This is a genomic window from Wolbachia endosymbiont of Drosophila seguyi (assembly GCF_028981765.1).
Lineage (GTDB): Bacteria > Pseudomonadota > Alphaproteobacteria > Rickettsiales > Anaplasmataceae > Wolbachia > Wolbachia pipientis.
Genome location: NZ_JAPQLM010000201.1, coordinates 1 through 7,995, shown reverse-complemented (window position 1 = coordinate 7,995; position 7,995 = coordinate 1). Strand labels below are relative to the sequence as shown.

General features: G+C 36.0%; 6 protein-coding genes, 1 other RNA gene and 1 pseudogene. 4 read left to right on the top strand and 4 right to left on the bottom strand.

All coding sequences use genetic code 11. The annotated features are described in order from the left end of the window. Nucleotides 1-253: 253 nt before the first annotated feature. Both OZD62_RS06070 and OZD62_RS06065 read left to right on the top strand, forming a co-directional pair. On the top strand, nucleotides 254-874 hold the full coding sequence (locus tag OZD62_RS06070) for a superoxide dismutase (RefSeq protein WP_010082437.1): 621 nt from the start codon (nucleotides 254-256) through the stop codon (nucleotides 872-874). Further along, a complete protein-coding gene (locus OZD62_RS06065) occupies nucleotides 871-2,142 on the top strand; it encodes a M16 family metallopeptidase (protein ID WP_275019666.1) in 1,272 nt (423 codons plus the stop codon). Before OZD62_RS06070 ends, OZD62_RS06065 begins: the two co-directional genes overlap by 4 nt. Nucleotides 2,143-2,148: 6 nt before the next feature. On the opposite strand, the gene OZD62_RS06060 is transcribed toward OZD62_RS06065, so the two are convergent. The 3 genes from OZD62_RS06060 to nuoE all read right to left on the bottom strand — a co-directional run bounded on the left by OZD62_RS06060 (nucleotide 2,149) and on the right by nuoE (nucleotide 4,373). After that, complete coding sequence (locus OZD62_RS06060; RefSeq protein WP_010082444.1) at nucleotides 2,149-2,466, bottom strand: WD_0736 family protein; 318 nt, start codon at nucleotides 2,464-2,466, stop codon at nucleotides 2,149-2,151. A 191-nt stretch (nucleotides 2,467-2,657) separates the two neighbouring features. Then, nucleotides 2,658-3,872: a tRNA guanosine(34) transglycosylase Tgt gene (gene tgt, locus OZD62_RS06055; RefSeq protein ID WP_275019664.1), complete on the bottom strand. Its 1,215-nt coding sequence runs from the start codon at nucleotides 3,870-3,872 to the stop codon at nucleotides 2,658-2,660. Further along, entirely contained in the window at nucleotides 3,873-4,373 is a 501-nt protein-coding gene (nuoE, locus tag OZD62_RS06050) for an NADH-quinone oxidoreductase subunit NuoE (RefSeq protein WP_275019663.1), read from the bottom strand. A gap of 224 nt (nucleotides 4,374-4,597) precedes the next feature. On the opposite strand from nuoE, the gene OZD62_RS06045 reads away from it, so the two are divergent. Then, a complete protein-coding gene (locus OZD62_RS06045; RefSeq protein ID WP_275019661.1) occupies nucleotides 4,598-6,724 on the top strand; it encodes a hypothetical protein in 2,127 nt (708 codons plus the stop codon). A gap of 157 nt (nucleotides 6,725-6,881) precedes the next feature. Continuing rightward, an RNA gene (gene rnpB, locus OZD62_RS06040) (RNase P RNA component class A) lies at nucleotides 6,882-7,231 on the top strand. Between the two features lie 51 nt (nucleotides 7,232-7,282). Here the strand turns inward: rnpB and OZD62_RS06035 are convergent. Further along, nucleotides 7,283-7,930: pseudogene (locus OZD62_RS06035) on the bottom strand (response regulator transcription factor); the annotation flags it as partial. Nucleotides 7,931-7,995 lie beyond the last annotated feature (65 nt).

Below are 7,995 nucleotides of genomic sequence, written 5' to 3'. Positions count from 1 at the left end.
GTAATCCTTACCTTTTAATCTGCAGATTGGCGAAAGCAAATACAATAGCTTCAGTTTCATGATAAGGGGGTTGGCGAAGGGTGTCAAGTAACTTTTGCATTTAATCCATTTCTATGGCTTATATAATAATCGTTATTGTAGTATAATTTAGAATAATGCAATAGATACCTAAATGTTTTAGCTATTAATTATATGTTGCACAAAAGCATATATTGCCCTACCATCCAAGTAGGTTAGAAATAAAGAGGTTTTTATGAGTTTTACTTTACCTGAATTACCATACGATAAAACAGCTTTGGAGCCTTATATATCTGCAAAAACCTTAGATTTTCATTATGATAAGCACCATAAAGGATATTTAAATAAACTCAATGAGCTAGTTGAAAATACGGATTATCAACATGTAAAAATTGAGGAATTAATAACAAAAGTGCATGGTAATAGCGGCAACTTGCCTATATTTAATAATGCAGCACAAGTTTGGAACCATACTTTTTATTGGAATTCAATGAAAAAAAATGGTGGTGGTAAGCCTAAAGATGGTAGTCTTCTAGCAAAAAAAATTCAAGACGATATCGGTGGCTTTGATAAATTTTATGAAGAATTTTCGAGTCATGGAGTAAGCCAGTTTGGCAGTGGATGGGTATGGTTAGTGCTCGAAAAAGGTAGGTTAGGAAAGCTCAAAATCACCAAGACTCCAAATGCAGATTTGCCAATAATTTATGGCCAAGTGCCACTACTCACTATGGATGTGTGGGAGCACGCCTATTATTTAGATTGTCAAAACCGTAGAATTGACTACATAAAAGTTTTCCTTGATCATTTGATTAATTGGGATTTTGCAGAAGAGAACTTAGAAGAATATATGAGATGAATATACCCCGGGTAGCAAAATTAGATAATGGTCTGCGCATAATAACTGAGCAGGTGCGTGATATTGATTCCGTAGCTTTAAGCATACGAGTTGGTGTTGGCAGTAGAGCAGAAAGTGCAAAGCAAAATGGAATATCCCATTTTTTAGAACACATGGCTTTCAAAGGGACGAAGACAAGAACTGCCTTTGAAATTGCAAAAGCTTTTGATGACATAGGTGGAGTTTTCAACGCTAGCACCGGTAGGGAAAGCACCACCTATTATGCAAAAGTCCTCAAGAAAGACATAAAAACTGGTATTGATATATTAATAGATATATTGATGAATTCCACGTTTCCAGAAGATGAATTGGAACGTGAGAAGGGTGTTGTAATACAAGAGATTTTTCAAACTAATGATTCACCAAGTGACATTATTTTCGACAAATATTTTGAAGCAGCTTATAAAGACCAACCATTTGGTAGGTCAATCTTAGGCACGCAAAATACTGTAAAATCTTTTACTCGAGGAGATCTAGATAATTACATAAATGAGCATTACTTTGGTGAGAATATGCTATTTGCCGTTGCAGGAAATGTTGAACATGAAGAAGTTGTTGCATTAACCAAAGATTTTCTCTCAAAGATTCATTCTAAAAAGCTGAAAAAAAGCCAAAATGCGAGCTGTACTGGTGGTGAGTATTTAGAACATCGTAAATTAGATCAGGTACACTTGCTAATTGGTCTACCTAGTGTTTCTCGCCATGACGATAAATATCACACGTTTCAAGTGCTTGATTCTATATTAGGGAGCGGAATGTCATCACGTTTATTTCAGGAAGTAAGGGAAAAGCAGGGATTAGCTTACTCTGTTTATTCATTTAATTCCAGCTATACTAATACAGGAATGTTTTCCATTTTTGCTGGTACAGACAGTAGTAACTTAGATAAGCTTTTAAAATCTATAACGACAGAGTTGAAGAAGTTGTCTACAGATGATCTGAAGGAAGAAGAAGTAAATAGAGTGAAAGAGCGAGTAAAATCCCAAATTTTAATGTCACGCGAAAGTGTTAGCTCACGTGCTGAAACATTGGGACACTACTACGGTAACTATAATAGGTACATCAGTAAAAATGAATTAATAGAAAAAATTAGTGCAGTTACCACTGCTAACGTAAAAAAAGCAGCAGAAGAATTGTTATCTCAGCATGAAAAAACCACTCTAGCTGCAATTGGAGAAATTGAATCATTGCCAAGTTACGATAAAGTGGTTTCTATGCTTAAAGCTTAGTGTACCTTAATTATGTTGCTTAAGCTCACTAAAAAGTTCAATGAACGGTTGCAAAATCCTTTCTATAAAAAGTTTGCTTTCTGGTTCATCGCGTATATTACTTATCAGTTTATTCAAAGTTTTCTCGCTGTTTCGTAAAAATAAATAGCTTTCTACTGCTTGCACACCAGACAAGACAGTCAAAATTCCTCCTATCACTAGACAAGCAGCTATAGCAGGTACGGTACCCACTGCAATTGCAGTTGCGATTAATGATAACCCAGCTAAGAATGTAACGGCTGAAACGCAAAACGCTATTTGATGTTTTTCTTTATTGTTAACCATAAATACCTCACAAAAACTATATTTTTAACATACCAGTGTTGTCATGTATTGTCAAGTTTTTAAAGAAGATTAAAAAATGCAACGCACATGTGCAAAAAACGCTAACTATGGATTAGCCAAGGAAGAAAGAGTAGGAAGAGGAAGGCTTTTTCTGTTTTAGGGAATATAAAATAAGCGTAGAAAAATATGAACTAGGTGTATAATTCACAGTGTAGTGGTGTCTCACTAATCCAATTATTTTTCTCCCGATCTAGCCTATCATCTAATATAGCCTGCCTTATTGATGCCATTAACTTATTCATAAAGAAAATATTATGAATGGTAACGAGCGTGTAAGCCAGGAGCTCTTTAGCTTTCAGTAAATGGTGTATATAAGCTCTTGAATGTTTTCTGCAGGTAAAACATAAACAGTCACTTTCAATTGGGTTGTTGTCCAGCTCAAATCGTTGATTCCGCAAATTAATATGCTCTTTGCACTTTGAAGAAATAGAATTTCTGTTTTTTACTTTAACAAGTGCGCCACCATGCCTTGCTAAGCGGGTTGGATGCACGCAATCAAACGTGTCAATTCCAAGCTCTACTCCGCGAAAGATGTCCACAATTCCACCAATACCAAGCAAATGAGTAGGCCTGTCTTTTTTCAGGTGGTCCATAGTGAAAGAAACTACATCATGCATCTGCTCTTTACTTTGACCAAGTGATCCACCTATTGCTTGACCAAAAAATGGTAAATCGTTGATAAAATCACAACTTTCTCTACGTAAATCTTGATACACTCCGCCTTGACTAATTCCATACAGTGCCTGCTTGCCATTATTGTTTTTTTCAAATTCATTTAAAGAACGTTCAGCCCATCTGTGGCTCATGAGCATTGATTTTGCTGTGTATTCTTTGCTTACGTGAAATGGAGTGCATTCATCTAAAACTAGGATTAAATCTGCACCTAATTTCTGTTGAATTTGTACAGATTTTTCAGGAGTTAAGCAATAAATTTTACCATTAATGTAAGAACGGAAAATTGCCCCATCCTCATTAATTTTGATCAAAGTTTTTTGTTTTGTTCTTATTCCTTTTATCTCTTCCGAAACTGATCCGTGGCCTAAGCTAAATATCTGATATCCACCTGAGTCAGTTAGCATTGGCCCATTCCATCCTATCATCTTGCGCAAACCACCAAGTTTTGCAACAGTATTCTCTCCTGGTTGAAGCATTAGGTGATAGGTGTTGGAAAGTATGATTTGGGTACCAGCTTCACTTATTCTTTCAATATCTGCAGCTTTAATTGCAGCTTTTGTTGCGCAGAATATAAAAGCGGGGGTTTCTACGCTTCCATTTGGAGTTTTAATTGTTCCAACTCTTGCAGAACCTGATTGCTTGATTCTCTTGAATGAAAATTCTTCTTTCATCTATTTGCCTGAAAGTTCTGTTATGATGTTTTCTACTTTCTCAGGAGTAAGATTTTCATAGAAGTCATTATTGATCTGCACAACGGGAGCATTAACGCATGCACCTAGGCATTCAACTTCTTTTAAAGTGAACAAATTATCTTTAGTAGTCTCACCGATATTGATTCCAAGTTTTTTTTTAAAGGTATTTAAAACTTCTTCACTATTGCACAACCAGCAAGGAGTTGTTCTACAAATTTGTATTAGATATTTGCCTACTGGTTTTAAATTATACATGGTGTAAAAATTTGCCACTTCATATACACGAATATGTGGAATATGCAGCATATCAGCAACATAACGCATAGCAGATTCAGAAACCCATCCGCATTGCTCTTGAATCAGATATAGTAAAGGCATAACAGCACTACCTTCTCTACCTTTGGGATACATCTCTATAAACTTTCCCGCTTTCTTGAGGTTTTCTGATGTAAAACTAAACTGCTCTTCTTTTTCTATCATTCATGAGACTCGTGTAAACTTTAACAGATTATACCTGTAGAACCAATGATTGCAATTGTTGGTTTTTTGAGAAATAGCATAAAGCTTCTTAGCCCTCTTCAAGCTTATATTTACCTTTTAGTATAAAATATTATATTAATTTTTTAATTTTAGTTAAAATTTTCATTGACATTAACACACAGGAGTAATCATAATAGCATTTTATTAATATTTTAAATAAAATTATGTCTATATTAAGAAGATTGCTCGGGATCAACTCAAATACACCGGAAATTAAAGAAGCGATAGGTTTTAATCCAACAAACGTAGAATTAATTGAGGGGAATGGAGTTGCTTACGGACTCAGCTATCAAGATAATGGTAATGGGAGCAGTAAAGTAAAATTACTTATTAGTCCATTATATCAATCAAAAACATACGAATGTGGTACAAATATCAGCGTAGCAAATGAATTCAAAGATCAATTATCTCTCACATTAATAGAAGATTCAGCTGAAATAGATAAAGTTGGAGTTATCTTTCCTGAAGAAGGAATTAGCGAAGAAGGAGAAAAATGCGTTAAAGGCTTATCTTTTAACACTTACGGAATTAAACAATCAGTTAATACTCCTTCAGTTGAACATTTAGATAAAAGAAAATTACAAAAGAATATTGATAATAATAGTCTTGCAAATGTGGGCAATAGTTACTTTCAACCAAGAGCAGTGAAAGTTGGTAATGGTGACGTAATTGTAATCGCCCATAACTTAAAGGATCAAACTTTAGTTTCTTGGTACTTAAAGTCAAGCGAGAGCGGAAAATTTAAGGTATTGACTGGAGAAAAAGGTGTTACAGAAAGAAAATTGTTCAATTTTGATAATCAGGAGCAATTGGCATTAAATGGAAACACGATGCTTTATTCGCAAGTGAGCAAAAGGATTACTAAGGAAAATCAAGAGGTGAGAAAAACACGTATTTTTAAATTTGATATGGCTAAAGTGATTCAGGGTCTGAAGGATAGAGTTAATGGCTTTTTACTTGGTAATCGAAAAGGTCAAATAGATAATAAAGCACTATCTCTTTCTAGAGAACATGAAATAAGCTTTTTGCAGTATGTTGAACAAACGGAAGGAAATGATCTAGTTGCTTTTCTTGAAAATGACCAATCAGCTAATGAGCAGAGGTTACATATAGCAACTCTACTTAAAAATGGATCAGTGTCAGATTTTCCTATCTATCAATTTACAGATCCTATAGAGCAATTATATATTAAAGGCAACGGTCAGGGTGGTTTTATCGTAACTGCGGTAAGTGGAGAAAATATTGTAACTTTTAATCAAAACGGCTCTGGAAAATCTTCTGAAGCAACAATAATACCGGCAAATAGCATCAAAACTCTCAGTGATTTTGTTAATATCATTAACGGTCGATTAACGCCAGATATTATTTCTAGTAGTACCGTAGCTCCTATAACTGTTGCAGAAACGGTTGTGACTTCTAAGAAGACGCCGACTGCTGCAATTACTAGCACAGCAGAAACCGACGCTGTGAAGACTACTAAATTGACAACGGAAGCCGTTGCACCTACTTCTACAATGAATAAACCTTCAACAGAGTCAACGACTCAAACAAGTACAGTAACAGTGGAGCCAACAACAGCAACAAAAACAACTGCTACTTCACAAGCAACCACGATTACTGCAACGTCAACTAATGTGCCTTCGGAAACTGAAATAAGTACTGTAAAACCTACAGCAGCGACTGGTGCGTCGACTTCTACGATGAGTAAACCTTCAACAGAGTCAACGACTCAAACAAGTACAGTAACAGTGAAGCCAACAACAGAAGCCGTTGCACCTACTTCTACAACGAATAAACCTTCAACAGAGTCAACGACTCAAACAAGCACAGTAACAGTGGAACCAACTGCGCCAACAACAAGCTCAGAGAAAACTACACAAACAGTATTTAGTATACCAAGTACTAGAACAAAAGAGTCAACAACTCCTATATTCACCACGACTTTACTTCCTCAGTCTACTTCTTCACCACAACCTACTCAACTTGCTATAGGGTCTAATAAGGCAGGAATGATAGGGGGATCTTTGGTTGGAGCAATAGGTATTGTTGGAATTATAGGATTCATAGCATATAGATATGTTAAGGGTCGTAATGCTGCTCCTGTATTAGAACTAACTGATTTGGGTTATAGAAGGCGATCATCTTCAAGTAGCGATGAAGAAATTTTTACCACTGGTAACAGAATGCGAACTATATATCAATCTGAAACAGTGCTAAATAGTATATCAGTAGAAAGTAGTAGTCGATCAAGAAGTAGCTCATCGTCTTCAAGCGGTGGACCAGGCTCTTGACTAACTGAAGCGGAGTCTAAAAGTGAAAAAAGCTTATCTTGGGATAGTGATGATGTGCCGGAATATCACCTTTAGCTATTTGTCTAAATGTTTTTAATATGTAGACTGTTAGGAAATTGTCTTTTGCTTTTGTGATTTTCATGTTAAAGTATAATTCCTAGGTGAAATAAGTAGCTGCTGTTGTGTGATAAACATAGCAGAGGAAAGTCCGGGCTCCAAGGAAAAATAGTGACGGGTAATGCCCGCCGGAGGTAACTCCAGTTATAGGGCTACAGAAAATTACCGCCTAAAATATTTTTAGGTAAGGGTGAAAAGGTGTGGTAAGAGCACACCATGGCAATGGCAACATTGGTAGTCGAGTAACCAACACTAGGAGCAAGATTAAATAGAAGTAGATTTTATGTTTTCCTCATATCTACTCGGGTAAATCGCATGCGGTAAATGGTAACATTTACTCCAGATAAATAGCTACATAAACAGAACTCGGCTTATATTTCGCCTAGGCGTTCACATGATACGTGCGATATAAGCCATGCTATATTTAAATGTGTAGGCATTTCATGCGTTGTCCTTCACTTGTTCTGCTTGATAGCCATCACTACTTTCGCCTACATTAACATTAGAATATTCATCATCATCAATATACTCTTTCAGAACATACCCTCTGCCCCAAACGGTTTCTATGTGGCTTTTTCCATCATTTGCACTTTCAAGTTTCTTACGTAATTTGCACATAAAAACATCAACTATCTTGTTATCTGAAGGTTCATCCAAGCCATTGTAAAGATGATTTAAGAACATTTCTTTTGTTAGTACTGTTCCTTTACGCAGTGCTAGCAATTCTATCATAGAATACTCTTTATTAGTAAGGTGAACCGTTTTACCTTTCACCTCAACAACCCTGTGATCAAAATTGATATTTATATTACCAATCTTTATCACCGATTCAGGATGGCCTTTAGTACGACGCACTATGGCCTTAATTCGAGCTAATAACTCGCTTTTATGAAATGGCTTGGTTAAGTAATCATCGGCACCATACCCGAGTCCTTTAGCTTTGTGATTGACAGCGGATATGCATGAAAGTATTAAGACAGGAACTTTGATTTTTGCACTTCTTAGTCTTAACAATATATCATATCCGTCAATATCACCAGGTAAGTGTATATCTAAAATAACTAGGTCATAGTAATCTCCGTTTGAGGAAAACCGTCAACGTGGGTGAGTGGGAAAGAGAGATAGCGAGGGCGAGAGAACTTAGCACCGCTTAG

Coding starts and splice junctions, on each gene's coding strand:
- OZD62_RS06070 (WP_010082437.1), top strand. CDS start 254: ATGAGTTTTACTTTACCTGAATTACCATACGATAAAACAGCTTTGGAG.
- OZD62_RS06065 (WP_275019666.1), top strand. CDS start 871: ATGAATATACCCCGGGTAGCAAAATTAGATAATGGTCTGCGCATAATA.
- OZD62_RS06060 (WP_010082444.1), bottom strand. CDS start 2,466: ATGGTTAACAATAAAGAAAAACATCAAATAGCGTTTTGCGTTTCAGCC.
- tgt (WP_275019664.1), bottom strand. CDS start 3,872: ATGAAAGAAGAATTTTCATTCAAGAGAATCAAGCAATCAGGTTCTGCA.
- nuoE (WP_275019663.1), bottom strand. CDS start 4,373: ATGATAGAAAAAGAAGAGCAGTTTAGTTTTACATCAGAAAACCTCAAG.
- OZD62_RS06045 (WP_275019661.1), top strand. CDS start 4,598: ATGTCTATATTAAGAAGATTGCTCGGGATCAACTCAAATACACCGGAA.